This is a genomic window from Wolbachia endosymbiont of Drosophila baimaii (genome assembly GCF_028982185.1).
In the GTDB taxonomy this organism is placed as follows: Bacteria; Pseudomonadota; Alphaproteobacteria; order Rickettsiales; family Anaplasmataceae; genus Wolbachia; species Wolbachia pipientis.
Map to the genome: position 1 here is coordinate 1 of NZ_JAPQLE010000189.1, position 568 is coordinate 568.

A 568-nucleotide genomic window follows, 5' to 3' on the forward strand; every position below is an offset into this window, starting at 1 on the left:
GGAGAGGCTATAGACTTATTGCAGCAGATGGTTCTGGTATGAGATTACCCAGCTCTGGGGAAATTGTATCCGAGTTTGAACCAAATGGAACAACAGGCACCATTGGCAATTTGTTTGTTGATTTGTGTACTTCGCTGATTTGCAGTGCTCGTCTTGCAGCTTGGAATATAGGTGAACAAACGTTGGCGGCAGAACAATTACCCGAAGTTATCACTCAAATGCGTTTATTAAATCAAGAGAAATTATTATTTATCTATGATCGTCTTCAGTAAAATTCATTCAGCAGCATTATGATTTGGAAGTAGATTTTATTTTTTGCTTGCAAAAAAGAAATTATAGTAAGCTATGGGAACGCTGGCGAATTAGATTTTGATTTTATATTAGAAAATGAAAAGCTAAAAAATAAAATGAAAGGACAGAAAGTAAGAGTTATAGTGCTGACATTAGCCAACTGAGAAACAGAGTTTTTGACCGAGACTTTGGAGCAAAGCTTATGTGTTAAGGTGGCACATAGAGGAGTGCTATAAACGACTCAAAGTAGGAGCAGAGTTAGAGAATTTTTCTGGAG

1 pseudogene is annotated in these 568 nt (G+C 36.8%); it reads left to right on the forward strand.

The window, feature by feature from the left end:
- Positions 1-568: pseudogene (locus OZD66_RS05645) on the forward strand (transposase); the annotation flags it as partial.